This is a genomic window from Pelagovum pacificum (genome assembly GCF_016134045.1).
Taxonomy (GTDB): Bacteria; Pseudomonadota; Alphaproteobacteria; order Rhodobacterales; family Rhodobacteraceae; genus Oceanicola; species Oceanicola pacificus_A.
In genome coordinates this window covers 1970359-1994022 of the sequence record NZ_CP065915.1, presented here as the reverse complement: position 1 = coordinate 1994022, position 23664 = coordinate 1970359, and the positions used below count along the sequence as shown (strand labels likewise).

Genomic DNA, 23664 nt, shown 5'->3' with positions numbered 1-23664 from the left:
CGTAGCGCCGTCATAGGCCTTTTCGCCGGGGCACAAGGCGCGCCAGAAGTCGGCCGTCGATCACGATCAGGCCCGCGGCGAGGAGCGTGAACCCCACGTAGGCCTCTGGCCGCAGCGTCTCGCCCAAGGCCAGCGCGCCGATCAGGATCGCGATCGGCGAGACCATCAGCGTCACGAGCAGCGTGTGGCCGCTGCCCGCCGCCGCGAGAATGCGGTAGTAGAGCAGATAGGCCCCCGCCGTCGCCACGACACTGGCGTAGGCCAGCGCGCCCCACGTCAGGACGCCCGGCATCGGCGGCAGCCCTTCGGTCAGCAGCGCCAGAGGCACGGCGATCACGGCGGAGCAGGTCAGCATCCCCGCAGCTGCGACCAGCGGCGGCAGGCCGGGCAGGGTGGCCCGCCCCCATGCCGAGGCGATCCCGTAGGACATCGTCGCGCCCAGAATGGCAAGTTGCGCCAGCGACGTCGGATCGAACGAGGCCAGCGAGCCGAGGCCGACCGCCGTCGCCACACCGGCCAGGCCCAGCAGAACGCCGATCACCTTGCGCAGCGTCAGGCGCTCATCTTCGAAGACGAGTGCGGCGATCCCCACGCCCCAGACCGCCGAGGACGCATTGAGGATCGAGGCCAGCCCGGTGTCGATATGTTGCTGCCCCCACGTGATAAGCCAGAACGGGATCACGTTGTTCAGCAGGCCCATGACCGCGAAGGCGCCCCAGGTGTCGCGACGGCGGGGCACAGGCAATTTGCTCGCCAGCACGATGCCCCACAGCACGAGCGCGGCGACCGCGACGCGCATTGCGACGATCTGGAGCGGTCCGACCTCGCGCAGGGCAAGCCGCACGGCAAGGAACACCCCACCCCAGACAAGGGCGAGAAGCAGGAGGTCGAGCCACGACCGTGGGGACAATGAACGTTGGGTCATGCGATCATCTGCGCCCCGAGGCGCGGGGCGCACAATCCGTTTCCTGCGCATCCCCACCCATGACAGCGAAAGGGCCCGCCGGCGCGATGCCGACGGGCCCCGTCATGTCCGTGATCCGGTCCGGATCAGAAGCCGCTGGTGATCCCGAAGGAGACGCCGAGCGCGTCGTTGTCCTCGAACTCGGTGCCAGACGCGTCGGTTGCATCGCCGAGCTTCTGGTACTCGACGCCCATGGTGAACTCGGCGCCGCCAGCGTCGTAGGACATGCCCACGCCGATGCCGCGGGTGCCGTCCGTCGGCGCGAGCCGGCTGGCGGTTTCACCGTCGGCGGCCTCGTAGGTCACGCGGGCAAAGCCCGACAGCGCGTCGGAGAACTGGCGGCCAACGCCGACCTGGTAGGTGGTCACGTCGTTGTCGAAGCCGGTGATCTCTTCGCCGAACAGCGCGTCATAGGCCTGCGGGCGCACGTGCCAGTCCGACCAGGTGGCGTGCCGGATCGAGCCGAAGACCAGCGTGTCGGCGGCGACCCCGGTCTGGAAGTCGAGCGTCACGACGCTCGGCATGTCGATCTCCGTGACGCTGGAGGCGCTCACGCCGAGGCCGGGAAGCGTTTCGACCGTCTCGAACTCGTGGGTGTAGCCGCTCTCGTAGGTCAGGCCGACGCGCAAGGCGATGTCGGGGCGCTCGTAGGCTGCGCCGGCGATGTAGCTCGTGCCGCCGTTCTTCTCGGTCGTCGCGCTGTAGGCGAGCGATCCGGCCGGGGCAGCGGCCGCAGCAGCGCCCGCCGTCGCGTTGCCGGCGGCACCGGCAGCGGCGAGACCGCCACGGATGAGCGTGTCGGGGATCGTGATTTCAGCCTGGCTCGTCGTGATCCGCGCACCGCCGTAGAAGATGAAGTTCGGGTTCAGCCGGTAGCTGGCGAGGATGGTGGAACCGTCCGCATCCCAGTCCGCAGACAGCCCGGTGTAGGGTCCCTGCATGTAATCGGCATTCGCGCCATAGGGCGAAAAGCTGGTGAACATCAGGCCGATACGGTCGTTCAGCTGGGTCTTCAACGTGAAGCTGTAGTTGATGAAGCTGCCGGCCATGTCACCGGTGCTGCCGCCGCCGAGCGCCGGGCCATAGGTCCCGCTCACGTCGGGCGTGCCGTAGGACAGCGTCAGGTTCGCGCCGCTTCCGTCTTCGAACAGCAGACCAAGCGGAGTGCGAAGCCGGTCGATGCCGCCGGCATGGGCGAGCGAGGTGGTGGCGAGAAGGGCCGCCATCGCGGCGACCGAAGTCCTCTTGAATGCCATGAGTGGGGTCCTCCCGAAGTTGTCGTCAGACATTCCGGCAGAGGGGTCTTTCCGGTCAATTGTTAACGCCGCGTCACAACCTCGAGGCGCTTATCGCGTCACATTTTCGCACCTGTTGCGGGGGCTCGGCGGTTCTTCCTCACGATGTTGAGGTAGTTCGCTCCGAAGATCACGGCGCCGCCGACGAAGACCCAGCCGTCGAGGGCCTCGGCGTAGATCACCATCCCGGCGATCGCGATTAGCGGAAGACGCAGGAAGTCGATCGGCATCACCACGCTCGCCGGGGCGAGGGCGAGCGCGCTCGTCAGGCAGAGGTGGGCGGAGAGGCCGGCGCAGCCGATCAGGATCAGCAGCGGCACGGACCCCGCCGACGGCAGGGCCATCTGCCCGTCGATCAGCGCGCAGACCAGGCCGAAGATCACCTGAAGCCCGGTCAGCCAGAACAGGATGGAAGACACCGTCTCGTGCCGCGTCAGCAGCCGGGTGAGGACCGCCGTCAGGCCGAACCCGATGGCGCAGAGCGCGGCGGCGATGATTCCGGCATCCACCGTCTCCACGCTCGGGCGGGCGACGATCAGTACGCCCACGAAGCCGAGCATCGCGGCGAGCACGGCCGTGCCGGTGATCCGCTCCTTCAGGATGAGCCCGGCGAGGAACAGCGCCCAAATCGGCGAGGTGAACTCGACCGCGAAGACCTGCGCGAGCGGTGCGACGCTGACCGCGAAGAACCAGAGGTTCTGGCCGGTGAAGTGCGCCAGGTTGCGCACCACGTGGAGGCCGAGGCGATCGCGCTTGACCACGTGCAGCCGGCCGGTCGCGGTCAGCACGCTCACCACGATGGCGAAGCCGATGATCGAGCGGTAGGCCATGATCTCGAACGTATCGAGCTCGAAGCTGACGGCGCGGCCCGCCAACGCCATGGAGCTGAACGACACCACGGCGCCGAGCATCCACAGCGCGGCGCGAGTCACTTGTGCGGCTGTCGCCTCCATCAGTGCAGCAGGAAGCCGGGCATCGACTCCTCCAGTCCGAGTACGGTGCCGAGCTTCCAGAGCGCGCCACGGGCGAGGTTGAACCACCAGGCAAGCGACTCGCGCAGGATCATCCAGGCGATGTCGGACGGCCCGCGCTCGCCAAAGGCGGAGGAGCGGCACATGCCATCGACCGGCAGGCCCGCGAAGGCCATGCTGGCGCGGCTGCGGATCAGATGAAAACCTTCGGTAATCAGAAGGTTGCTGGCCGAAGTTGCGATGATCGGCTTGGAGAGGAGGCCGTTCTCGAGGGTCGATTCCGACTTGGTCTCTACCGTGATGTCCTCAGCCGGCACACCGTCTTCGACGGCCAGGTCCGCCATCAGCTGACCGACCGAAAACCCCGTCCCGCGCCCGGCTGAGCCGGAGAAATGCAGCCGCTCCACGACGCCGGCCTCGTAAAGACGCACACCCGCAAGCGCCCGGTCCCGGCTGCCGGGGCCCGGCGCGGGTGGCATCACGAACCCTGCGCCCAAGACGACACCTGTCTCGTAAACTGCATCCGTCCCGATCAGCCGGTCGCATCGCACCGTCGCCCAGGCGGAGGCCATTGTCACCGTCGCGCTCAGAAGCAGCAGTGCGATCCCCCAGCGGACGAGGGCGGCGAGGCGTCTCACGGGCGGGTCATTCCCACTCGATCGTGCCGGGCGGCTTGCTCGTGATGTCGTAGGTCACCCGGTTGATGCCGCGCACCTCGTTGATGATGCGCGTCGCGGTCTCGCCGAGGAATTCGTGGCTGAACGGGTAGTAGTCGGCGGTCATCCCGTCGACGGAGGTCACGGCGCGCAGCGCGCAGGCGAAGTCGTAGGTGCGCCCGTCGCCCATGACGCCGACGGTGCGGACCGGCAGGATTGCCACGAAGGCCTGCCAGATCTCGTCATAGAGCCCGTGCTTGCGGATCTGGTCGATATAGACCGCGTCGGCCTTCCTCAGGATCTCGAGCTTGTCACGGGTGATCTCGCCAGGGCAGCGGATGGCGAGGCCGGGGCCCGGGAAGGGGTGCCGGCCGATGAAGCTCTCGGGCAGGCCGAGCTCGCGACCAAGCGCGCGGACCTCGTCCTTGAACAGCTCGCGCAGAGGCTCGACCAGCTTGAGGCCCATCTTCTCGGGCAGGCCGCCGACATTGTGGTGGCTCTTGATCGTGACGGAGGGGCCGCCGGAGAAGCTCACCGATTCAATGACATCGGGATAAAGCGTGCCCTGGGCGAGGAACTTCACACCCTCGATCTCGTCGGCGTAATGCTGGAAGACGTCGATGAAGAGGCCGCCGATCGTCTTGCGCTTCACCTCGGGGTCGCTGACCCCCTCGAGCGCTCCGATGAAACGGTCGGACTCCTCGGCGTGGATCAGCGGCAGATTGTAATGCTCGCGGAACATGGAGACGACTTCCTGCGCCTCATTCATCCGCATCAGCCCGTGGTCGACGAAGACACAGGTCAGCTGTTCGCCGATCGCCTCGTGGATCAGGATCGCGGCAACGGAGCTGTCGACGCCGCCGGACAGCGCGCAGATCACCTTTGAGTCGCCGACCTGTTCGCGGATCAGGCGGATCGCCTCTTCCTTGTAGGCGGCCATGGTCCAGTCGCCCTTGAAGCCGGCGAGCTCGACGAAGTTGCGGTAGAGCGTCGGGCCGTTCGGCGTGTGATGCACTTCGGGGTGGAACTGCACCGCGTAGAAGTTCCGATCCCGGTCACCGGTGATCGCGAAGGGCGCACCGGGAGAGGTGCCGAGCACCTCGAATCCCGGAGCGATTTCAGCGACGTGGTCACCGTGGCTCATCCAGACCTGTTCCCGGCCGTCGAGGAACCAGCCGGTCAGCAGGTCGGGATGCTTGTCGCCCTTGCGCTCCACGAAGGCGCGGCCGAATTCCGCGGTGCCGTCGCCGCGTTCGACCCGGCCGCCCAGCATGTCCATCATCGCCTGCTGGCCGTAGCAGATGCCGAGCACCGGCACGCCGAGGTCGAACACCTTCGCCGGCGGCCGCGGCGAGCCGTCGTCGATGACCGACGCGGGTCCGCCCGACAGGATCACCGCCTTCGGCGCGAACTCGTCGAGGAAGGCGTCGGTGACGTTCTGGAAGGGGTGGATTTCGCAGTAAACCGACAGCTCGCGCAGGCGGCGCGCGATCAGCTGGGTCACCTGGCTGCCGAAATCGATGATGAGAAGGCGGTCGTGAGCGGCGTTTTCCATGACGGCTGGTTAGTCCGTCGCCCCGGGCCGCGCAAGCTGCCGCGACGACTTCGGAGGGCCGCGCGAGGGCTGCCGCGCGGTCGCGTGTCGTTTTCGCTCCAGGAAAGACGCAAAGCCACCATTGCGGCCCCCGGAACGCGCGTATCACGCACCTGACCGGATCACGAAAGGAGCGGCCATGTCGGAGGCACGGACGGCACGCAGGGGACGCGGCGGCGGAGGAGCGGCCCGCAGGGCGGAGCGCACGGCGGTCCGTATCGAGGCCGCCAAGTATATCGAGCGGAACATTCCCGACCTCGAGATCCTGAACGAGGAAGCGCTCCAGATCATCGAGGCGAACGCCGAGACGGTGCTCGAGGAGATTGGCGTCAACTTCGTCGAGAATCCCGCCGCCCTCGACCGCTGGCGCGCTGCCGGCGCCGATGTGGAGGGCGAGCGCGTCTGCATTCCGCGCGGCCTTGCCCGCGAGCTCTGCAAGACCGCGCCGTCGCAGTTCGTCCAGCACGCCCGCGATCCGAACAAGTCGGTGACGATCGGCGGCCGCAACCTCGTCCTCGCGCCGGTCTACGGACCGCCCTTCGTGCGCGACGCGCTCGGCGGACGGCGCTATGCCACGATGGACGACTTCGAGAAGTTCGTGAAACTCGCCTACATGTCGAAGTGGCTGCACCACTCTGGCGGCACGGTGTGCGAACCGACGGACATTGCCGTGAACAAGCGCCACCTCGACATGCTGCTGGCGCACATGACGCTGTCGGACAAGCCGTTCATGGGATCGGTGACCGAACCGTCACGCGCGCAGGACAGCGTCGACATGGCCGGTATCCTGTTCGGCAAGGAGTTCGTCGCCGAAAACACGGTGATGACCTCGCTCATCAACATCAACTCTCCGCTGACCTTCGACTCGACCATGATGGGCGCGCTCGAGGTCTATGCCGCCAACAACCAGGCGGCGATCATCTCTCCCTTCATCGTCGGCGGCGCGATGGCGCCGGTGTCGGTTGCGGGGACGCTGACGCAGGTTCTGGCCGAGGTTCTGGCCGGCGTCGCCTATTCCCAGCTCATCCGTCCGGGCGCGCCGGTGATCTTCGGCGCCTTTGTGACCTCGATCGACATGAACTCCGGTGCGCCGACCTTCGGCACGCCCGAAGCGGCGCAGATCACCTATGGCGCGGGGCAGTTGGCCCGCCGGCTCGGCTTGCCTTACCGCTCCGCCGGGTCGTTCTGCGGCTCCAAGCTGCCGGACGCGCAAGCCGCCTATGAGACGTCGAACTCGTTGAACATGGGGCTGCTGTCCGGCGTGAACTTCATGCTGCACGCCTGCGGCTGGCTGGAAGGCGGGCTCGTCGCCAGCTTCGAGAAGTTCGTGCTCGACGCCGACCAGCTCGGGGCGCTGCACCAGCTCGCCAAGGGCGTCGACATGTCCGAGACGGGGCAGGCGATGGACGCGCTCTACGAGGTCGGGCCGGGCGGTCACTACCTTGGGTGCGCGCACACGCAGGCGAACTTCAAGACGGCGTTCTGGCGAACCGAAGTGCTCGACTACAAACCCTATGAGCAGTGGGAAGAGGAGGGCGCTCGCGATTCCGTTCAGCTCGCCTCGTTGCGGGTCGAGAAGCTGCTGAACGACTACCAGAAGCCGCCGATAGACCCAGCGATCGAAGAGGCGCTGCGCGCCTACGTGGCCGAGAAGAAGGCGAGCATGGCGGACGCCTTCACCTGAGCTACGCTCAGTCCACGATCGAGGGCCGGTAGGCGGCGGCAAGCAGCGCCGCCTCGCCGGCGATCGCGATGAGCAGCTCGACATGCCGCGCGGCGGACCATCCGGCATCGCCGGTCAGGCGCCGCGCGTTCACCTCGTCCTCCGCATCCAGCAGCTTGACCAGCGCCTCGCCGGACTTCGGCGCGGTCGCGCAGCCGAGGATGCGGGGCAGGTGGGTGTCACGATCGTAATCGTCCTGACCGCAGGCGGCCGCCCGCACCAGAAGCGCCGGCCGCCGCAGCGATCGCGCCATCGACAAAAGGTCCTGCATGGGAATCTCCTTCCAGATCGACTGGCCTCACCATACGCAACCTTAGCGAGTGTTGCCTGTGGACAAGCTGGGGAGAACGCTGTGGAAGGAACTGTTTACCTAATATGAACAATGGGTTGACGCAGACGGTCCGTTAAGACTTGGGTAAGAATTACAACCCATGGCTGTGCCCGCCGGTCGGGCCTGTCAAGGTCGGACTCGGCGCCTCGCGGTTAATACGGGCGGAGTCACAGATGATCGGACCGGTTGCAGACAAGATAAGTCATAGCAGTGACTTGCCGGACTGGGTGCCCGATCCGGTGCGGCACTACCTGGCCCACACAGAAGCCGGCACGCCGATCCGCGCGCTGGCGCGGCAGCAGGACGTCCATGCCTCGACAGTGCTGCGGCAGGTCCGCAAGCTGGAGAACCGGCGGGACGATCCCCTTGTCGACAGCGCGCTGAAGCGGCTTTCGGCGGTGGTTGGTCTTCCTGTGGATAAGCTGGACCCCGATCTGCCCGATCTCGACACGGTCGAGACCGAGGCGGCGCGCGTTCTGCGCCGTCTTGCGGAGCAGGGCGCCGTTCTGGCCGTTGCGCGGGAGATGGACCGGGCGGTGGTCGTGCGCGACCTCGCCGACGGCGATACGGACCGGCTCGCCGTCGTGGATGCCCCCATCGCGCAAGTGCTCGCCCTCAACGAATGGATCGAAAGCGGCGCACCCGCCGCCCGCATTGCCCGCTACCGGATCACGGCGAGCGGGCGCACCGCGCTGCGCGAGATGATCGCCGCCCGCGAGAACCGCGCGCGCGACCGTTCGGAAGTGGTTTCGTCCGGTCCGTTCCGCTCCGCGCGGCGGCAGCACCGGGATGCGACGCCGATCTCGCTGCCCGAAAGCCCGCTTGTCGGCCTCTCGCGGCGCCGGGACCGGGACGGTGGCCCGTTCCTCGACCGCGATCTCGTGCGGGCCGGCGAGCGGCTGCGCGAGGATTACGAACTCTCCCGGATGGCGGCGAGCAATGACACGACTGCGGATACCCCCGCTACAGCCGCCCGTGCCCGGGTCGAGGCTGCGTTCGAGGACCTCGGCCCCGGCCTCAGCGATGTGGCGCTGCGCTGCTGTTGCTACCTCGAAGGTATGGAAGAGGCGGAGCGTCGGATGGGCTGGTCCGCGCGCTCGGGCAAGATCGTGTTGCGTATCGCCCTGCAACGGCTTCGGCGTCACTACGATGCGCAAGGCTCGCTGGCGCCGAAGATCGGCTAACGCGCTTTCTTGCCGCGCGCGATCTCGGTCGCAAGCGCGTCGAGCTTCGGCTCCCAGAAATGCCGGAACTGGTCGAGCCAGCCGTCCACGTCCCTGAGGGCTGCGGGATCGACGGCGTAGATCCGGCGCGCGCCTTCAGGGCGGACGGTGGCGAACCCGTTCTCCCGCAGCACCTTGAGGTGCTGTGAGACCGCTGCTTGCGAGATCCCGAACTCCGCCCGGATCACCTCGACGAGTTCACCGGAGGCGGCTTCATCCCGCGCCAGAAGCTCCAGAAGGCGGCGGCGGACCGGGTCGCCCAAGACGTCGAAAGCCTCCATCAGCTCTCCGGAAGCGGCTCGCCGGTGTAGAAGGCGATGGTTGCACGGCCCCGCGCCTCGGCCTCCTCCGTCGTGGCGCCGCCTGCGGCGTCTGCCCGGATCCAGTCCTCGCCGCTGCCGATGATAAAGGCGCGGCCTTCGGGCAGGGTGTGGAACGAGGTCTCGTCCGGTTTTTCGGCGTCAGGGTCCGCGACGTGCAGAGCAAGCCCCAGCAGCCCGAGGTCCCAGCCGACGCCGACTGCGCCAGGACCGAATTGCGCCCAGTGCGGCGTGACCGGTGCCGTGTGCACCAGCGTCAGGCGCGTCGCGTCGCCCTCGGGCGACAGCGTAACGTCGACCCAGCTGATGCCGCCGCCGAATTCCCAGGTGAGCGACAGGAGTCGCGGTTCCTCGCATTCGAGGATCTCACCCTCGGCATTGCCGGTGATCTTGAACCTTCCACCGGGTCGGAAGTCGCCATCGACCGGGGCGAACCAGCGGGGCAGTCGGTCCTTGCTAGTCAGCGCGTCCCAGAGGTCGGACGGATCGGTCGGATAGATGCGCGTCAGGCTGACGGCGCGGGCAGGGGCGCCGTCGCGCTCAAGCTCCGTCACCGTTCGATCGACTGCGCCGAGGTGCTTTTGGAAATCCATGGCAGGATACCGGGATGAGATTGATATAAGTTCAGACTTATATGAATCCCGTGTGCCGCGCAACGACGAAAAAGGGCGCCCGAAGGCGCCCTGATCCGTATGGTCGATGGTCCGCCGCTTACTTGGCGTGGACCGGCGTGTCCTCGGTGACGGGAACGGCGTTCACATCGCCTTCCTCTTCGACCGCCTTGCGGACACCGGCGGCGTAGTCGGGGTGCACCCGCTCGAGCACGGCATACCAGCGCTCTTTCACCGGCTGCGAGCACGGACCCATGGCCGCGGCCATGTTGTGGTGCAGGCGATGGCGCTGCTCGTCATTCAGCACCTCGGCATAGAGCGCGCGCGGCTGGACGAAATCGACATCGGTCACTTCCTGCTCGTGGCGGAAGGCGTCGGCATCGATGCGCAGCGGCGGCTCTTCGAAGGACATGTCGGCGACGGGCGCGTCCGAATACTGGTTCGGCTCGTAGTAGGCGTCCGGATTGCCGGTGTCGTTCTGGAAGAACCGCATGGAGCCGTCCTTGTGGTAGTGGTGAACCGCCGACTTCGGCGCGTTCGGGGGCAGGGCCTCGTAGTGCGTGCCAAGGCGATAGCGGTGCGCGTCGGCGTAGGAGAAGACCCGCGCCTGCAGCATCTTGTCGGGGCTGTAGCCGATGCCCGGAACCTTGTTCGACGGCGAGTAGGCCGCGTTCTCGATCCACTGGAAGTAGTTGTCCGGGTTCTTGTTCATCTCAAGCTCGCCGACCTCGATCAGCGGGTAGTCGCTGTGCGGCCAGACCTTGGTCAGGTCGAACGGGTTGAAGTCCGGCCTGTCGGCGTCGGCTTCCGGCATGACCTGGATGAACATGGTCCATTTCGGGAATTTGCCCTCATCGATCGCGTTGAAGAGGTCTTCCTGGTAGGACTCGCGGGTCGAGCCGATCAGCTTTTCAGCTTCGTCGTTGGTGTAGTGCTTGTGGCCCTGCTGGGTCTTGAAGTGGAACTTCACCCAGAACCGCTCACCGTCGTTGTTCCAGAAGGAATAGGTGTGCGAGCCGTAGCCGTTCATGTGCATCGGGTTCGTCGGGATGCCGCGGTCGGACATCAGGATCGTCACCTGGTGCACAGATTCCGGCTGCGCTGCCCAGAAGTCGAACATCGCTTCGGGCGAGCGAAGGTTGGTTTTGGGGTGCCGCTTCTGCGTGCGGATGAAGTCGGGGAACTTCAGCGGGTCACGGACGAAGAAGATCGGGGTGTTGTTCCCGACCATGTCCCAGTTGCCTTCCTCGGTGTAGAACTTCAGCGAGAAGCCCCGCACGTCGCGTTCGGCATCCGCCGCGCCCTGCTCACCGGCCACGGTGGACCAGCGGGACAGCACTTCGGTCTTCTTGCCGACTTCGGAGAAGAGCTTGGCGCGCGTGTACTTGGTGATGTCGTGCGTCACCGTGAAGGTGCCGAGCGCACCCCAGCCCTTGGCGTGAACGACCCGCTCGGGGATCCGCTCGCGGTTCTGGTGGGCCAGCTTTTCGATCAGCTGGTAATCCTCGAGCAGGACCGGGCCGCGCGGGCCGGCGGTCTTCGAGGTGTCGTTGGACGGCATCGGCGCGCCGGCCGTCGTCGTAAGGCGCTTGGACATGGGGGTAACCTCCATTCGAGTCGGATTGGCGACAGGATCTGCGCAGTTTGGAATAAATCCAAGTTGAGATTTTTTGTCGTTGCCATAAGACAGGGTTATGGATGTCACGCTCAAGCAACTCCGCTATTTCGTCGCGCTCGCCGAGACCGGCGGCTTCGGCCTCGCCGCCGCGCAGGTGCATGTCACGCAGCCGGCGCTCTCGACGCAGATCCGCGAGATGGAGGATCGTCTGGGCACGAAGCTCGTCGAACGTCTGCCGCGCGAGATCCGGCTGACGCGTGCCGGGCAGGACGTTCTGGTCAGGTCGCGCCGCATCCTCGCGGAGGTGGAGGAACTCGCCCAGTCGACCCGGCTCAAGGAAGGGTTGCGCGGTCGGCTCAACCTCGGCGTGATCCCGACGGTCGCCCCATATCTGCTGCCGCTGGCCCTGACCCGGATCCGGGCGCGCGACCTGACGCTGGAGCTGCGCGTGCGGGAAGCGCAGACCGACCGCCTGGTCGAGGCGCTGCGTCTCGGCCGGCTCGATGCCGCCGTGATGGCGCTGCCGGTAAGCGAGCCTGGGCTTCGCGCCGATCCGATCGCGACCGACCGGTTCGTGCTGGCCGGCTCGATCTCCCGGATCGCGACCTGGGCCGACCGGGCGGAGCGGTTGCGGCCCACGGAAGTCTCGCCCGATCAACTGCTGTTGCTGGACGAGGGGCATTGCCTCGCCGATCAGGCGCTCGAAGTCTGCGCGATCTCCGCGCGCCGGCAGGTAGATCTCGGCGCCTCGTCCCTGTCGACGCTGGTCGGCCTCGTCTCCGAAGGGTTCGGCCTGACGCTGCTGCCCGAAATCGCGATCCGGACCGAGACGGCCTCCGCCCCCCGGCTGGCGCTGATGCGCTTCGCGGCACCCGAGCCGTCCCGGACCCTGGCGCTGGTGCGGCGGCAGAGCAGCGTCGATGCCGCCTGGGCCGACGACCTGGCCGAGATCCTGCGGGATGCGGCTGCCGAGCTCATCGGGATGGCCCGGGACCGGACGGCCCCGGCCGCGTGATGCATGGCTGCTTTGCGAGGCTGGAGATTGCATCGCCGCTGCGGTAGGTTACATCAACGGGCGAGGAAGGAGACCCACCGTGCGCGATCTCAAGATCCCCGGCCAGCGCCACCCCGAAAAGGCGCGTCGGCCCGACAATGCCCAGCCCAAGAAGCCGGACTGGATCCGGGTGAAAGCCCCGACATCCGAAGGCTACCGCAAGACGCAGGAGACGATCCGCGAGCACAAGCTCGTCACCGTCTGCGAGGAAGCGGGCTGTCCCAACGTCGGTGAATGCTGGTCGCAGGGCCATGCCACCATGATGATCATGGGGGAAGTCTGCACGCGGGCCTGCACATTCTGCAACATCGCGACCGGCAAGCCGCCGGAAGAGCTCGACGTGTTCGAGCCGGGTCGGGTCGCCGACGCGGTCGCCAAGCTCGGCCTCAACCACGTGGTCATCACCTCCGTCGACCGTGACGATGTCGAAGATGGCGGCGCCCTGCATTTCGCCCAGACGATCCGGGCCATCCGCCATCGCGCGCCGGGCACGACGATCGAGATCCTGACGCCGGATTTCATCCGCTGCGGGCCCGAGGCGCTGGAAGTCGTCGTCGCGGCAAAGCCGGACGTGTTCAACCACAACCTCGAAACGGTTCCGGGTCTTTACCCGGAAGTGCGCCCCGGCGCGCGCTACTTCCACTCGCTGCGCCTGTTGCAGCGGGTGAAGGAACTTGATCCGACGATCTTCACGAAGTCGGGGATCATGGTGGGGCTCGGGGAGGACCGGCAGGCCGTCGTGCAGGTCATGGAAGACATGCGTGCGGCGGATGTCGATTTCCTGACAATCGGTCAGTATCTCCAGCCGACGCCGAAGCACCATCGCGTCGATCGGTTCGTCACGCCGGAAGAGTTCGCCAGCTACGAGAAGGCCGCTTATGGCAAGGGCTTTCTGATGGTGTCCGCGACCCCATTGACGCGATCGAGCTACCACGCCGGCGAGGATTTCGAACGACTGCGCGAGAACCGGCTGCGCAAGCTCGGCGCGACGGCGTGAGGGCCTAGAGCCCTCACGATTTTTCGTCGAAAAATCGATATCGGATTTTCATTGAAAATCCGTGAAGGTTCGCATTGTCAGCAAATCATCCGGATGCGGCCGGGATTGCAGACGATCACGAACTGCCCGCCGCATTCGAGCATGTGAAAGTGTCGCGCCTGGACTTCGCGGACGAGCCGCTCACGGCCGATCTCGGCTTCGACCCAGTTGACGGCGCGCCGGACGACACCGCCGTTCAGCGCGGCTTTCGCGGTGAATATGGAATCGAGCCAGAGCTCGGCACGGGGATCGGCGGGAATGGCATGATGTGTCATGCCGGGCTTCTCGCCGATCCTGATGAACGCCGCGTTAAGCCCGGCGGCGCCGCCGACCGCCTCGACCGCCGCCGCCGGCTTCCATCGCCGCGCGCGAGGCGTCGACGAAGCTCTCGCCCCCGGCCGTCGCGTCCAGAACCCGCGAGAAGCCAATCCAGGCAGAGCCGTGCGCATCGTGGTTCATGAGCAGGTTCGCGGCGCGGATCGCTTCCATTTCGACCTGCCGCGTCGGGTTCATGATCGCCGAGGTCATGCCAGCACCGATCGCCATCGGCAGGAACGCCCCGTTGATGCCGTGCCGGTTTGGCAGCCCGAAGCTGACGTTCGACGCGCCGCAGGTTGTGTTCACGCCCAGTTCGTCCCGCAGCCGGCGCACCAGCTGAAAGACCTGTTGACCGGCGGTCGCCATTGCTCCGACCGGCATCACCAGCGGATCGACCACAATGTCATGCGCGGGAATGCCGAAGTCTGCAGCCCGCTCGACGATCTTCTTGGCAACAGCGAAGCGCACGTCGGGGTCTTCGGAGATACCGGTGTCGTCGTTGCTGATCGCGACGACCGGAACGTTGTATTTCTTGACCAGCGGCAACACCAGCTCAAGCCGCTCTTCCTCGCCCGTTACCGAGTTCAAAAGCGGCCGGCCTTCGGCCGCGGCCAGACCGGCCTCGAGCGCGGCAGGCACCGAGCTGTCGATGCAGAGCGGAATGTCCACGAGCCCCTGCACCAGCTCGATCATCCGGGTCATCAGCGGCGGTTCGGTGAGGTTCGGATCGGGATTGGAGTTGTAAACGACGCCCGCGTTGATATCGAGCACCATCGCCCCGCAGGCGACCTGCTCCAGTGCGTCCTTCTCGACGGTCGAGAAGTCACCGGCCTCGAGTTCGGCAGCGAGCTTCTTGCGCCCGGTCGGGTTGATCCGTTCGCCGATCACGCAGAAGGGCTCATCGAAGCCGATCACGGTCGTCTTGCTTTTGCTTTCGAGGACGGTGCGGGTCATGCGGTGGCTCCATTGAGGCGGTCGAGCGCGAACTCGAGCGCGGGATCTTCGAAATCTGCAATCGTCACGGCGGCGCCGGCTGCCTTGAGCGCGGCGTCGTCGAGCGCGGAGCGAACCCCGGCGACCAGCGCGCCGGCGCCGGCGGCGGAGGCGACCCCGGCGCGGCTGTCCTCGAAGGCGACGCAGTGCTCGGCCGGCACGCCGAGGCGGCGCATGGCTTCGGCATAGGGATAGGGGTCCGGCTTGCCGCGCGGGCAATCGTCGCCCAGCACGATCGTGTCGAAATGCTGACGCTGACCAATCGCGGACAGCATCGCCTCGGCATTCGGGCCGGGCGCATTGGTGACAACGGCGAGCTTCCAGCCCGCCGCCTGCGCCCGCTCGATCAGTGCCGGAAGACCGGCCATCGGCGCTGCCTCGGTGCCCAGCCGTTCGCGAAAGCGCGCTTCCTTCTCGTCGGCGAGTGCAGCCGCATCCTCACCGGGGAAGAAGTCGCCGAAGATTTCCCGGTTCAGCCGTCCGTGAATGTTGGCCATGTAGTAGGCCTCGTCGATTTTCTGACCGCGCTCCGCGAAGAGTTCGGCGAAGACCGCCGCGTGCATCGGGTCGGTCTCGAGCATCGTGCCGTCGAGGTCGAACAGCAGCGCACCGGGGGTGGGGGCAGGATCAGCCACGGGCAACCGCCCGCAGTCCCGTTCCGCCGTTCGCGTTCGCCCAGTCCGCACAGGCCTTGATGCCGCCGAGGGGGAAGAAGTGGGCCTGCTCGACGAGGAACTCCGGATGCGCCGCCTTGTGCGTGGCGAGCGCGGAGACGACCTCCGTAGGTTCGTAGGGCAGCAGCAGCTTGCTGACATCGAGCGCACGTTTCTGCAGGACCTTCAGCGACGGGCCTACACCGCAGGCCATGGCGAACTTGATCAGCGTCTGAAGCTTTGCCGGACCTGCGATCCCGATATGGACGGGCAGGAAGACGCCAGCCTCGCGCAGGCCTTCGGCCCAGGCGATGATCGGGTCGGCGTCGAAGGCGAACTGCGTCGCCAGGGCCATCGCGGCATCCGTTCGTTCGGAGAATTTCTGTTTCCAGAGAAGCGCTTCAGAGACGTTCTTCGCGCTGCCATCCGGGTCGATGTCGCGGTTACCCTCGGGGTGGCCGGCAACATGCAGCCGCTTGAAGCCGGCACGGTCGAAAAGCCCGGTCTCGAGCAGCTGCATCGAGGAATGGAAGTCGCCGTGCGGCTGCGAGACGCCACCGGCGAGCAGCAGTGCCTGGTCGACGCCCGCTTCGCCCTGGTAGCGGTCGATCCAGTCGGTGAGCGTCGCCTTGTCGGGGATGATCCGCGCCGGGAAATGCGGCATGACCGGAAAGCCGTCGGCCGCGATGCGGCGGGCGGTGGCGACCATGTCCTCGATCGGCGTGCCGTCGATGTGGGCGATGTAGACGCGGGTGCCCGAAGGCAGCAATGCGCGGAAGTCCTCGACCTTCTCGGCCGTGCGCGGCATGACCTCGATGGAATAGCCCTTAAGGAAGTCACCGGCACCGCCCGTGACCGGGGCCTCCTTGCGGCGGAAATTCAGCAGAGCCATGAGGGCCTCCCTAAGGTTTCGGTGGATCACGCCCAGCCGTCGTTGTCGATCAGCGCCTTGAGGCGCGCGGTGTCGTACTCCGTCTCCAGCCGCGCGGCCATGGCCGCGGCGGCTGACGTATCGTCTCCCTCGACGAAGACCGGGTCAGCCTTGCGCCATTCGGCAAGGTAGGCGTCGGTGCCGTCTGCGCCGATCTTCATTGCGGCCCGGTCGATCGCCTGTTCGAACCGCTCCGACAACTGAACCTTCGCCGCACGCCGGCCCTTGCCGACGATGACCTGAGCCGGGATGTCCCGCCAGTAGACGATCGTGACGTCCGCCATGCCAATCTCCTCGTTGCCGCCTTCATACGGGGCCGCCCGCGTCGCCCCGCGTCGGATTTCGACCAAATGACAGCGGCCAGCGACCAGAACATCGCGCAGCCCGTCGCAGGGCCGCAAGGCCGACGCGACCCGGCGTCAGGCGGGTAGCGGCCTTGCGGGCCCGGCGACAACCCTTGCTTCAGCGCGTCGGGAAACGTAGATTGAAAGCAACTTGATATGGAGGGCGTGACCATGGCGCCCAGGCGTCCGAAGGGCGCAGGCGCGTTCCCGAAACCGGTCGAGAGCCCTGCGCCATCCCCACCGGATCCGGACACGCTCTACGCGGCGCTGGATCTCGGCACGAACAGCTGTCGCATGCTGATTGCCCAGCCGAAGGGCAGTCAGTTCCACGTGATCGACAGTTTCTCCAAGTCCGTGCAACTCGGGCTCGGGCTGGAAAGCTCCGGGCGGTTGTCGCGCGCCTCGATGGGGCGCACGGTCAATGCGATGCGGATCTGCATGCAGAAAATCCGCCGCCACAAGGTCACGCGGATGCGGCTTGTCGCGACCGAGGCTTGTCGTCGTGCCACCAACGCCGGCCAGTTCATCGCGCAGGTCAAGCGCGAGACGGGGCTCAAGCTCGAGATCATCGAACCCGAGGAAGAGGCGCGTCTCGCCGTTATCTCCTGCGCGCCGCTCGTGTCGACACGGACCGACCAGTTGCTGGTTGTCGATATCGGTGGCGGCTCGACCGAGCTCGTCTGGATCGACCTCACCAACGTGCCGCGCCACGACCGGCCGAAGGCGATCATGCGGCTGCATTCCGGCTTCAAGCAGGATCCGGGGCCGTTTCCGGTCGCCAAGGTCGTCGACTGGATTTCCGTGCCGCTTGGTGTGGCGACACTGCGCGACCAGTTCCGCGACGTCGAGAACGATTCCGCCCGCTTCGCGCTGATGAGCTGGTTCTTCGAGGAGAACCTCGCCGAATTCGCGCCCTACGCGTCCGAGCAGGTGACCGAAGGCTTCCAGATCGTCGGCACGTCAGGGACGGTGACGACGGTGGCGGCGTCGCATCTCGGGCTGCGGCGCTACGACCGCAGCAAGGTGGACGGGCTGCGGATGACCTCGCAGCAGATCGACGCGGTGATCCAGGATTACCTGCAACTCGGGCCGGAGGGGCGGCGCAACGATCCGCGGATCGGCAAGGATCGGCAGGCGCTCATCATGTCGGGGGCGGCGATCCTGCAGGCGCTGATGCGCATCTGGCCGACCGACCGGTTGTCGGTCGCGGACCGGGGGCTGCGGGAAGGTTTGCTCTATGCGCAGATGAGTGCGGATGGCGTTCTTGAAGACGGGCCCTATTAAAGATTCTTCAACGAAAAATCGCTATCGAATTTTCGGCGAAAATTCGGCATGAGCGGATATGTCGAAAAAACCTCGTAAATCCTCCGGACGTGGCCAGCGCGATCTCACCGTCAAGGTGAAGTCGGCGCGTGGACGCAAGATGTCCTCCACGCTCTGGCTGCAGCGCCAGCTGAACGACCCCTATGTGAAGCGGGCGAAGGCCGACGGCTATCGCGGCCGCGCCGCCTACAAGATCCTGGAGCTCGACGACAAGTATCGCTTCCTCGTGCCCGGCGCGCGTGTGGTCGACCTCGGCTGCGCCCCCGGTGGCTGGTGCCAGGTCGCGGTACCGCGCATCAACTCGCTCGGCGAGCGGAAGGACAAGAAGGTCGGCCGCATCATCGGCATCGACCTGCAGGAGATCGACCCGATCGCGGGGGCGGAGATCCACCAGCTCGACTTCCTCGAAGACGGAGCGGACGACAAGGTGAAGGCGTGGCTGGACGGCCCGGCGGACGTCGTCATGTCGGATATGGCCGCATCCTCCTCCGGCCATAAGCAGACCGACCACCTGCGCATCATCGCGCTGTGCGAGGCCGCGGCCTACTTCGCCTTCGACGTGCTGACGGATGGGGGGACGTTCGTCGCCAAGGTCCTCGCCGGCGGTGCGGAGGGGAGCCTTCAGACCCTTCTCAAGCAGCGCTTCGAAAAGGTGGCGAACGTGAAGCCGCCGGCCTCGCGGTCCGACAGCTCCGAGAAGTTCGTGGTCGCCACGGGGTTCCGCGGCGACCAGTGAGCCTCAGCCGAGAAGCTCTTTCACTTTGGCGACCGTCGCTTCGGACGTGATGCCGAACTGCTCGAACAGTTCGCCGGCCGGAGCAGAGGCGCCGAAGCTGTCCATTCCGATGAAGCCGGCCTTCGCCTCGCGGCCACGCTCACCGAGCAGCCAGCGATCCCAGGGCTGGCGCACGCCGGCCTCGATCGCGACGCGCACGGCGCTGCCGGGCAGGACGCGCTTGCGGTAGCTTTCCTCCTGCTGGGCGAACAGCTCCATCGACGGCATGGACACGACGCGCGTGCCGATGCCTTCCGCCTGCAGGGCCTCGCGGGCGGCGAGCGCGACGGAGACTTCGGAGCCGGTGGCCATCAGGATCGCCTGTCGCTTGCCCTCGGCTTCGGCCAGCACGTAGCCGCCCTGCGCCGAGAGGTTCTTCGTCTTGTGCTCGGTGCGCACGGTCGGCAGCCCCTGGCGCGACAGCGCCAGGATCGTCGGCCCATTCTTGCGAAGCAGCGCGATCTCCCAGGCTTCGGCGGTCTCGACCGCGTCGGCGGGGCGCAGCACGACGTAGTTCGGGGTCGCGCGCATCATGGCGAGATGCTCGACCGGCTGGTGGGTCGGGCCGTCCTCGCCGAGGCCGATGGAATCGTGGGTCATCACGTAGACCACCGGCGCGTGGCTCAGCGCGGACAGACGGATCGCACCGCGGGCGTAATCGGTGAAGGTGAAGAACGTCCCGCCGTAGGGGCGCACGCCACCGTGCAGCGCCATGCCGTTCATCGCCGCGGCCATGCCGTGCTCACGGATGCCGTAGTGGATGTAGCGGCCCTTGCGGTTCTCGGCGTCGAAGATGCCCAGATCGGCGGTCAACGTGTTGTTCGAGCCGGTGAGGTCGGCGGACCCGCCGAGCGTCTCGAGCACGACCGGGTTGATGACTTCGAGCGCCTTCTCGGACGACGCCCGCGTCGCCAGCTTCGGCGCGCTCTCGGTCATCTGCTTCTTCAGGGCGCGGATGGTCGAGGTCAGCTTGTTCGGGATCTCGCCCGACATGGCCGCTTCGAACTTGGAGCGCTTGCCGGCGGAGGTCGCCTCGAGCCGGCCCTGCCAGTCCTTGTGCGCCGCCACACCGCGTTCGCCGGTGGCTTCCCACATCGACTTGATGTCGCCGGGGATCTCGAACGGGCCGCCGGTCCAGCCGTAGGCCTCCTTCGCGGCGGCGAGCTGGTCGGGGTCGGTCAGCGCGCCGTGGCCCTTGGCCGTGTCCTGCGCGGCGTGGCCGAGCGCGATGTGCGTCTCGCACTGGATCATCGAGGGCCGCGGGTCGGCCTTGGCCGCCTCGATCGCCTTGCCGATCGCTTCGGGATCGTGGCCGTCGATCTGCTGGACATGCCAGCCGGAGGCCTCGAACCGCGCGACCTGGTCGGTGCTGTCGGCGAGCGAGGTCGGCCCGTCGATGGTGATCGAGTTGTGGTCGAAGAACACGACGAGCTTCGACAGCTGCAGGTGCCCGGCGAGCGCGATCGCTTCCTGGCTCACGCCCTCCATGAGGCAGCCGTCGCCGGCGAAGACCCAGGTCCAGTGGTCGACCAGCTTGTTGCCGAAGCGGGCGCGCAGGCTTTCCTCGGCGATGGCGAAGCCGACCGAGTTCGAGATGCCCTGGCCGAGCGGGCCGGTGGTCACTTCGATGCCCTTGGCGAGGAAATTCTCCGGGTGGCCCGCGGTGATCGACTCCCACTGGCGGAAGTTCTTCAGCTGCTCGATCGTGAACTCCTCATAGCCCGTTAGGTGGAGCAGGGCATAGAGCAGCATCGAGCCGTGGCCGTTGGACAGGATGAACCGGTCACGGTCGGCCCATTCGGGATCCTTCGGATCGAACGACATGTGGTCGCGGAACAGGACCGTGGCGATATCGGCCATGCCGAGCGGCATGCCGGTGTGGCCGGAGTTCGCGGCAGCGACCGCATCCAGCGCGAGGGCTCGGATGGCGGAGGCCATTTTCCAGTGATCGGGGTGGGCAGTGCGCAGGGCGTCGAGATCCATGCGGGTCTCCTTTGATGAGCTTCCCGGAGGTCATACCAAGGCGACGCCCGAGTGCAAGCGCGCGGCAGCCTATCATTTGCCGCTTCTGGGCCTATCGCATACCCTTTTCCACAGCCGCCGCGATTCGGACGGTGAAGCCGCGCATGTGCGAAAGACGTGGTGCTAATGCAGTTTGCAAGGACAGGCAGATGGACGAGCTGAACGAACTCGAAGGCCGGATCGCCAAGGCGCTCGACCGGATCCGTGCGGGCATGGACTCGCTCGGTCCCGCGGCCGACTCCGAGGGGGAGGCCTCCGACACCGCCGCGATGGTCGCGCGGATCGCCGAACTGGAGGGCCAGCTCGAAGAGGAACGCTCGGTTAGCGCCCAGCTGGAAGAGCGGGTGAAGGCCGTGAAGGAGCGGCAGGACAGCAAGGTCTCCCGGCTTGAAACGGAAGCCGCCGCGCAGCGCCAGCGCTTCTCCGGCCTCGACGAGGAAATGCAGCGCCTGCGCCAGATGAACGCCGAGTTGCGCGACATCAACGGCAAGCTGCGCTCCGCGATGGCCAAGGAAGTCGCCGAACCACACCTCATCAACAAGGCGATGCTGGCCGAGCTCGACTCGCTGCGCGCCCTGCGCGACGCGGACGCCGCCGAAGTCGCCGCCGTGATGGCAGAACTGAAACCGATGGCAGAGGAGCGCGGATAATGCCCAAGGTCGATATCGAGATCGGTGGCCGCGTCTTCGAGGTCGCCTGCCAGGAAGGCGAAGAGGATTTCCTGCACACGGCCGCCAGCATGCTGGACACCGAGGCGGCGGCGCTTGCCGATCAGATCGGGCGGCTGCCGGAATCGCGGATGCTGCTGATGGCGGGGCTGATGCTCGCCGACCGCACCGCCGGGCTGGAAGAGAAGCTGCAGGAGGCCGAAGCCCTCGCGACGCAGCTGCGCTCCCAACTCGTCACGCTGGAGAGCCGCCCCGCGCCCGAGCCCGAGCGCATCGAAGTGCCGGTCGTGCCCACCAGCGTCACCGAGTCGATGGCCGAACTGGCCGCGCGGGCGGAAGCGCTCGCGTCGGAGGTCGAGGAAAAGGCCGCGTCATGATGGCCCGCGCCGTCATCGCCGCGAGCCTCGTCGCGGGCCTTCTCGCCGGGGCTGCATCGGCCGAGACCTCCTTCATCCGCTACGGCTGCGAGCGCGGGGTCGAAGTGCCCGTCGTCTATGTCACCGACACCAATACAGATATCGCCGTTCTCGAAGTCGAGGGCGGCATGATCCAGCTCGAGGCCGAAGAGGCCGCCTCCGGCGTGCGCTACGGCTGGCCATCCGACGGGTCCCACTATGTCTGGTGGACCAAGGGCGACGAGGCGATGCTCAACTGGGTCGACGGCGAAACCGGCGAAGAGGTGACCCTGCTGGCGAGTTGCCTGCGCAAATAGCCTGGCCTGCGTCAATCCGCCCGGTGCCGATTGACCTGAGTCAAGGAGACCCGTGGCCAGTGCCGTAAAAGACAGATCGAAAGATCAACTTTTGCGGCATCGCCATGACAACCTCTCCGGCCCCCAAGCTCTACAAGTCACGCGAGCCCGTTTTCCCCAAGCGGGTCAACGGCTTCTTCCGCCGCATGAAGTGGTGGATCATGGCCGTGACGCTCGGGATCTACTACCTCACGCCGTGGATCCGGTGGGACCGCGGACCGGAACTTCCGGATCAGGCAGTCCTGCTGGACATGGCGAGCCGGCGGTTCTTCTTCTTCTGGATCGAGATCTGGCCGCACGAATTCTACTTCATCGCGGGCCTCTTGGTGATGGCGGGGCTCGGGCTGTTCCTCTTCACCTCCGCGCTCGGCCGGGTCTGGTGCGGCTACGCCTGCCCGCAGACCGTCTGGACCGACCTCTTCATCCTGACCGAGCGCTGGATCGAGGGCGACCGCAACGCCCGCGTCCGGCTCTGGAACCAGAAATGGAACGCCCGGAAGGTCCGGCTCAGGATCACGAAATATACCGTCTGGGCGCTGATCGGCCTCGCCACCGGCGGGGCGTGGGTCTTCTACTTCGCGGATGCGCCGACGCTGGCGGCCGACCTCGTCACCGGTCAGGCGCACCCGGTCGCCTACACGACGATGGCGATCCTCACCTTCACCACCGTCTTCATGGGCGGCATCGCGCGCGAGCAGGTCTGCATCTATGCCTGCCCATGGCCGCGCATCCAATCCGCCATGATGGACGAGAACACGCTGACCATCGGCTACCGGGCCCATCGGGGCGAGCCGCGCGGCAAGCACCGCAAGGCCGCCGGCGCAGAGGCGCTCGGCGACTGCATCGACTGCCGGGCCTGCGTGAACGTCTGCCCGATGGGCATCGACATCCGTGACGGCCAGCAGCTGGAATGTATCACTTGCGGGCTCTGCATCGACGCCTGCGACGACATGATGGCCAAGGTCGGCAAGCCGCGCGGGCTGGTCGATTACTTCGCGCTCACCGACGAGGTGAAGGAACAGCGGGGCGAAGCACCGACCCCGATCTGGCGGCATGTGGTGCGGCCCCGGACGCTGCTTTACACCGCGCTCTGGTCGATCGTCGGGCTCGGGCTGCTGTTCGCGTTGTTCATCCGCTCCGACATCGACCTGACCGTCGCGCCGGTGCGCAATCCGACCTTCGTGACGATGGCCGACGGGTCGGTCCGCAACGCCTACGAGGTCCGGCTGCGCAACAAGCATGGCGAGGCACGGCCCTTCGCCGTCAGCCTGAGCGGGGCAGGGCCCCTGTCGCTCGAGGTGGAGGGAACGGACGACGCGACCATAGAGGTGCCCGCCGACAGCTCACAGCTCGCCCGCGTCTACATCACCGCGCCTGCCGGCAGCGAGCAGGCGACGCGCGACCGCACCGACGTGCGGATCTGGGTGACCGATCTGGCCAACGACGATCGCGCACACGAGGACACCTATTTCAACGGAAAGGGCAACTAG

25 protein-coding genes are annotated in these 23664 nt (G+C 66.7%); 10 read left to right on the top strand and 15 right to left on the bottom strand.

What is annotated here, in order from left to right; all coding sequences use genetic code 11:
* Window positions 1–10: 10 nt before the first annotated feature.
* The 5 genes from I8N54_RS09820 to guaA all read right to left on the bottom strand — a co-directional run bounded on the left by I8N54_RS09820 (window position 11) and on the right by guaA (window position 5441).
* Window positions 11–925 (bottom strand): DMT family transporter, encoded by a 915-nt coding sequence (locus I8N54_RS09820; protein WP_140192735.1) that lies wholly within the window; start codon window positions 923–925, stop codon window positions 11–13.
* A 125-nt stretch (window positions 926–1050) separates the two neighbouring features.
* Window positions 1051–2220 carry an outer membrane protein transport protein gene (locus I8N54_RS09815; RefSeq protein WP_140192736.1) on the bottom strand — a complete coding sequence of 390 codons (1170 nt, stop codon included), beginning with the start codon at window positions 2218–2220 and terminating at the stop codon, window positions 1051–1053.
* Between the two features lie 98 nt (window positions 2221–2318).
* Window positions 2319–3212 (bottom strand): DMT family transporter, encoded by an 894-nt coding sequence (locus tag I8N54_RS09810; protein WP_140192737.1) that lies wholly within the window; start codon window positions 3210–3212, stop codon window positions 2319–2321.
* Window positions 3212–3868 (bottom strand): YdcF family protein, encoded by a 657-nt coding sequence (locus tag I8N54_RS09805; RefSeq protein WP_140192738.1) that lies wholly within the window; start codon window positions 3866–3868, stop codon window positions 3212–3214. Before I8N54_RS09805 ends, I8N54_RS09810 begins: the two co-directional genes overlap by 1 nt.
* Before the next feature lie 7 nt (window positions 3869–3875).
* Window positions 3876–5441, bottom strand: coding sequence for a glutamine-hydrolyzing GMP synthase (guaA, locus tag I8N54_RS09800; RefSeq protein WP_140192739.1), 1566 nt, complete (start codon window positions 5439–5441; stop codon window positions 3876–3878).
* A gap of 178 nt (window positions 5442–5619) precedes the next feature.
* Between guaA and I8N54_RS09795 the strand changes: the two genes are divergently transcribed.
* Entirely contained in the window at window positions 5620–7164 is a 1545-nt protein-coding gene (locus tag I8N54_RS09795; RefSeq protein ID WP_140192740.1) for a trimethylamine methyltransferase family protein, read from the top strand.
* Between the two features lie 7 nt (window positions 7165–7171).
* Here I8N54_RS09795 and I8N54_RS09790 read toward each other — a convergent pair whose 3' ends face one another.
* Complete coding sequence (locus I8N54_RS09790; RefSeq protein WP_140192741.1) at window positions 7172–7474, bottom strand: DUF6477 family protein; 303 nt, start codon at window positions 7472–7474, stop codon at window positions 7172–7174.
* 233 nt (window positions 7475–7707) lie between these two features.
* Here I8N54_RS09790 and I8N54_RS09785 point away from each other — a divergent pair, with 233 nt between their 5' ends.
* A complete protein-coding gene (locus tag I8N54_RS09785) occupies window positions 7708–8718 on the top strand; it encodes a DUF6456 domain-containing protein (protein ID WP_197097433.1) in 1011 nt (336 codons plus the stop codon).
* Here the strand turns inward: I8N54_RS09785 and I8N54_RS09780 are convergent.
* From I8N54_RS09780 to I8N54_RS09770, 3 genes are all read right to left on the bottom strand, one after another.
* The gene (locus I8N54_RS09780) at window positions 8715–9038 is read right to left on the bottom strand and encodes an ArsR/SmtB family transcription factor (RefSeq protein ID WP_140192742.1); all 324 of its coding nucleotides are present in this window, start codon (window positions 9036–9038) and stop codon (window positions 8715–8717) included. The two genes, I8N54_RS09785 and I8N54_RS09780, sit on opposite strands and share 4 nt — an antisense overlap.
* On the bottom strand, window positions 9038–9670 hold the full coding sequence (locus I8N54_RS09775; protein WP_140192743.1) for an SRPBCC family protein: 633 nt from the start codon (window positions 9668–9670) through the stop codon (window positions 9038–9040). The genes I8N54_RS09780 and I8N54_RS09775 overlap by 1 nt, the downstream gene beginning before the upstream one ends.
* Window positions 9671–9788: 118 nt before the next feature.
* Window positions 9789–11285: a catalase gene (locus I8N54_RS09770; RefSeq protein WP_140192744.1), complete on the bottom strand. Its 1497-nt coding sequence runs from the start codon at window positions 11283–11285 to the stop codon at window positions 9789–9791.
* 97 nt (window positions 11286–11382) lie between these two features.
* Here I8N54_RS09770 and I8N54_RS09765 point away from each other — a divergent pair, with 97 nt between their 5' ends.
* Together I8N54_RS09765 and lipA are read left to right on the top strand one after the other, a co-directional pair.
* Window positions 11383–12321 (top strand): hydrogen peroxide-inducible genes activator, encoded by a 939-nt coding sequence (locus I8N54_RS09765; protein ID WP_140192745.1) that lies wholly within the window; start codon window positions 11383–11385, stop codon window positions 12319–12321.
* A gap of 79 nt (window positions 12322–12400) precedes the next feature.
* Window positions 12401–13357 (top strand): lipoyl synthase, encoded by a 957-nt coding sequence (gene lipA / locus I8N54_RS09760; RefSeq protein ID WP_140192746.1) that lies wholly within the window; start codon window positions 12401–12403, stop codon window positions 13355–13357.
* A gap of 77 nt (window positions 13358–13434) precedes the next feature.
* Here lipA and I8N54_RS09755 read toward each other — a convergent pair whose 3' ends face one another.
* The 5 genes from I8N54_RS09755 to I8N54_RS09740 are packed head-to-tail and all read right to left on the bottom strand — an operon-like array spanning window position 13435 to window position 16575.
* Window positions 13435–13671 (bottom strand): N-(5'-phosphoribosyl)anthranilate isomerase, encoded by a 237-nt coding sequence (locus tag I8N54_RS09755; protein ID WP_140192747.1) that lies wholly within the window; start codon window positions 13669–13671, stop codon window positions 13435–13437.
* A gap of 34 nt (window positions 13672–13705) precedes the next feature.
* Window positions 13706–14668 carry a methyltetrahydrofolate cobalamin methyltransferase gene (locus I8N54_RS09750; RefSeq protein WP_140192748.1) on the bottom strand — a complete coding sequence of 321 codons (963 nt, stop codon included), beginning with the start codon at window positions 14666–14668 and terminating at the stop codon, window positions 13706–13708.
* Window positions 14665–15342 (bottom strand): HAD family hydrolase, encoded by a 678-nt coding sequence (locus I8N54_RS09745; RefSeq protein ID WP_231592370.1) that lies wholly within the window; start codon window positions 15340–15342, stop codon window positions 14665–14667. Before I8N54_RS09745 ends, I8N54_RS09750 begins: the two co-directional genes overlap by 4 nt.
* Entirely contained in the window at window positions 15335–16252 is a 918-nt protein-coding gene (locus I8N54_RS20185; RefSeq protein WP_231592372.1) for a methylenetetrahydrofolate reductase, read from the bottom strand. The genes I8N54_RS09745 and I8N54_RS20185 overlap by 8 nt, the downstream gene beginning before the upstream one ends.
* A 26-nt stretch (window positions 16253–16278) precedes the next feature.
* On the bottom strand, window positions 16279–16575 hold the full coding sequence (locus tag I8N54_RS09740; RefSeq protein WP_140192750.1) for a virulence factor: 297 nt from the start codon (window positions 16573–16575) through the stop codon (window positions 16279–16281).
* A gap of 231 nt (window positions 16576–16806) precedes the next feature.
* Between I8N54_RS09740 and I8N54_RS09735 the strand changes: the two genes are divergently transcribed.
* Window positions 16807–17919, top strand: a complete 1113-nt coding sequence (locus I8N54_RS09735) for a Ppx/GppA phosphatase family protein (RefSeq protein WP_140192751.1) — start codon at window positions 16807–16809, stop codon at window positions 17917–17919.
* A 58-nt stretch (window positions 17920–17977) separates the two neighbouring features.
* Window positions 17978–18694 (top strand): RlmE family RNA methyltransferase, encoded by a 717-nt coding sequence (locus I8N54_RS09730; protein WP_140192752.1) that lies wholly within the window; start codon window positions 17978–17980, stop codon window positions 18692–18694.
* A 3-nt stretch (window positions 18695–18697) separates the two neighbouring features.
* Here I8N54_RS09730 and tkt read toward each other — a convergent pair whose 3' ends face one another.
* Window positions 18698–20716 carry a transketolase gene (gene tkt, locus I8N54_RS09725; RefSeq protein WP_140192753.1) on the bottom strand — a complete coding sequence of 673 codons (2019 nt, stop codon included), beginning with the start codon at window positions 20714–20716 and terminating at the stop codon, window positions 18698–18700.
* Between the two features lie 188 nt (window positions 20717–20904).
* Between tkt and I8N54_RS09720 the strand changes: the two genes are divergently transcribed.
* From I8N54_RS09720 to ccoG, 4 genes are all read left to right on the top strand, one after another.
* Window positions 20905–21405 carry a hypothetical protein gene (locus I8N54_RS09720; protein WP_140192754.1) on the top strand — a complete coding sequence of 167 codons (501 nt, stop codon included), beginning with the start codon at window positions 20905–20907 and terminating at the stop codon, window positions 21403–21405.
* Window positions 21405–21800, top strand: coding sequence for a cell division protein ZapA (locus I8N54_RS09715; protein ID WP_140192755.1), 396 nt, complete (start codon window positions 21405–21407; stop codon window positions 21798–21800). Before I8N54_RS09720 ends, I8N54_RS09715 begins: the two co-directional genes overlap by 1 nt.
* Window positions 21797–22135: an MliC family protein gene (locus I8N54_RS09710; RefSeq protein WP_140192756.1), complete on the top strand. Its 339-nt coding sequence runs from the start codon at window positions 21797–21799 to the stop codon at window positions 22133–22135. The genes I8N54_RS09715 and I8N54_RS09710 overlap by 4 nt, the downstream gene beginning before the upstream one ends.
* A gap of 104 nt (window positions 22136–22239) precedes the next feature.
* Window positions 22240–23664, top strand: coding sequence for a cytochrome c oxidase accessory protein CcoG (ccoG, locus tag I8N54_RS09705; RefSeq protein ID WP_140192757.1), 1425 nt, complete (start codon window positions 22240–22242; stop codon window positions 23662–23664).